This window comes from Pseudoalteromonas sp. SR45-5 (assembly GCF_014163565.1).
Classification (GTDB): domain Bacteria; phylum Pseudomonadota; class Gammaproteobacteria; order Enterobacterales; family Alteromonadaceae; genus Pseudoalteromonas; species Pseudoalteromonas distincta.
Genome location: NZ_JACJDN010000599.1, coordinates 1 through 2429, shown reverse-complemented (window position 1 = coordinate 2429; position 2429 = coordinate 1). Strand labels below are relative to the sequence as shown.

Here is a 2429-nt window from a genome sequence, read left to right as displayed (position 1 = left end):
ACTCTTTGTTACTCGGTTTTTACTTAGCCCACTAGGTTACAAATCTCGCGCCGCGATTAAACACCCCCTAGTTTGAACAAATTTTAATCCGCAAAGAGCAACAGACCCTAGTATAAAATACTATATAACTTGCGACGATACTTAGCTGCGAGTGCGTCGCCATCAGGTAAAGAGGCAATAATGGCTAAAAAGCTTGGTTTTGCTTCGTTGAAGTTCAGATCTTTTTGTAGAACTGTAAACAATACATCCAATGCTTCTTCTTTTCTGCCCGCTTCATTAAGTAAAATACTGAGCTCTTCTTTTAGTTCTAAGTCATTTGGATACTTTTCTACTTGTTGTTGCTTTTCTTTAATCTCTGGTGAATCTTTTGCTTCAAGCGCGGCTTCGCATTTTGCTTTTATATTATTAAAGTAAGCATCTTGCTCTTGTGCATCTATTGTATTTATAAGCGCTTGTGCTTCATCTACCTTGTGAATTTGAATACATATATCTGCTAGCACTAATTTGATACGTGCATTACCGCTGTCTATTTCATAAGCTTGCTTTGCATAATTAAATGCAGCATTTAAATCTGACTTTAATAACGCTTGCTTTGCTTGTTCTAACAGTAAGTCTTGTTGCGCAGGTAAATGCTTTGCTAGGGCTTCGCGTATTTGCGCTTCGCTTTGAACACCTGCAAGTAAATCTACCGGTGCGGAGTCTTTTAATAATACAAGCGTAGGCAGTGTTTGCAAACCAACTTGTTGCGCAAGTTGAGAAGCGAGTGCTTGTTCTGCATCGCAATCTAGGTTTGCTACTACTATATAGCTTGCATATTCTGCTGCTACTTTATCTAAAATTGCAGCCTGTCCAATGCAGTCAGGACTTTGAGGAGAGAAAAAGTTAAGCAACACCAATTTTTGTTGTGATGTTTCACCGAGTACTTGTTGAAGGTTTTGCGCATTAATACTAACTATGTTGCTCATTGAATTGATTGCCATATTCGTCTATTTAGGTTTTTATATGGTGGTGAACATAATAATTACAAGTCATATACCTAAATCACTCGGTATACATATTCAACAATAAGGGAAAATATGAAATTAACTTACCTAAGTGCAATACTTTTATTAGCAAGCCCATTAGTACAAGCAAATGGACTCGATTTGAATTTAAGCAAAGCCATGCCAGCTATTGAAAAGTTTTACCTCGACTTACACCAATCCCCAGAGCTTTCTTATCACGAACAAAAAACAGGTAAAAAGATAGCAGATAGATTAACTCAGCTGGGTTTTAAAGTAACAAGTAATGTAGGTGGCTTTGGAGTAGTTGGTATTTATAAAAATGGTGAGGGGCCGACAGTAATGATCCGCACTGATACTGATGGCTTACCTATTATTGAGCAAACAGGAAAATCCTATGCCTCAAAAGTCAAAGTAATAGACGAGCACGGTGCAAAAGTAGGTGTAATGCACGGCTGTGGCCACGATATCCACATGAGCTCTTTTATTGGAACTGCAGAGCAGTTAATTGCTCATGAAAAACAGTGGCAAGGTACATTAATGATGGTTGCACAGCCTGCAGAAGAAGTAGGTGGGGGTGCTAAAGCGATGTTAAGCGAAGGACTATTTAGTAAATATGCAAAACCTGATCATATAATTGCTTTACATGTAAGCGCTAGCGTCCCCGCTGGTAAGGTATCAATGAAAAATGAATACACGATGGCAAGTGTAGATTCTGTCGATATTACAATTAAAGGTAAAGGTGGTCATGGTGCTTACCCTCATACAACTATAGACCCAGTGGTTATAGCTGCACGCACTGTACTTGCTTTGCAAACAATCACAAGCCGAGAGCTTTCACCGCTTGAGCCTTCTGTGATTACAGTGGGGTCTATTCATGGTGGCTCAAAACATAATGTGATTTCGGATGAAGTAAAACTACAACTCACTCTTAGAAGCTATAACCCCGATGTAAGAAGCGCTCAAATAGCAGCAATAAAACGAATCACCGCAGGTATTGCACAAAGTGCTGGCTTAAATGAATCTAACTACCCTGTAATATATGTACATGAAGATGAATCGATTCCATCTACTTATAATAACCCTGCACAAACAGACATTGTTAGAAACTCTATTGCCAGCGCAATTGGCGATACTAATGTACTTGAAACACAAGCTGTAATGGCGGGTGAAGATTTTGGCCTATACGGGCGCACCGATGAAAATATCCCTATCACCCTCTTTTGGCTAGGAGGCGTAAACCAAGCACAATATGCAGATTCAATAAAAACAGGTGAGGTACTCCCTTCTCTACACTCTAGTAAATTTGCACCAGATTATAAAGTTGCTATTCCTACTGGAATAAAAGCAATGAGTAACGCTGCTGTTGCTTTATTTAATAAGTAACCTGAATTCTGGATAATAAATCTATCTCAAACAGAGTTCAGG

Annotated in this window: 2 protein-coding genes; one reads left to right on the top strand and one right to left on the bottom strand. The window is 38.9% G+C overall.

All coding sequences use genetic code 11. The features are described from left to right. Positions 1-107: 107 nt before the first annotated feature. Positions 108-965: a tetratricopeptide repeat protein gene (locus tag H5072_RS16970; protein ID WP_024597192.1), complete on the bottom strand. Its 858-nt coding sequence runs from the start codon at positions 963-965 to the stop codon at positions 108-110. Positions 966-1076: 111 nt separating this feature from the next. On the opposite strand from H5072_RS16970, the gene H5072_RS16965 reads away from it, so the two are divergent. Then, positions 1077-2387 (top strand): M20 family metallopeptidase, encoded by a 1311-nt coding sequence (locus H5072_RS16965; protein WP_182694206.1) that lies wholly within the window; start codon positions 1077-1079, stop codon positions 2385-2387. The last annotated feature ends 42 nt before the right edge of the window (positions 2388-2429 follow it).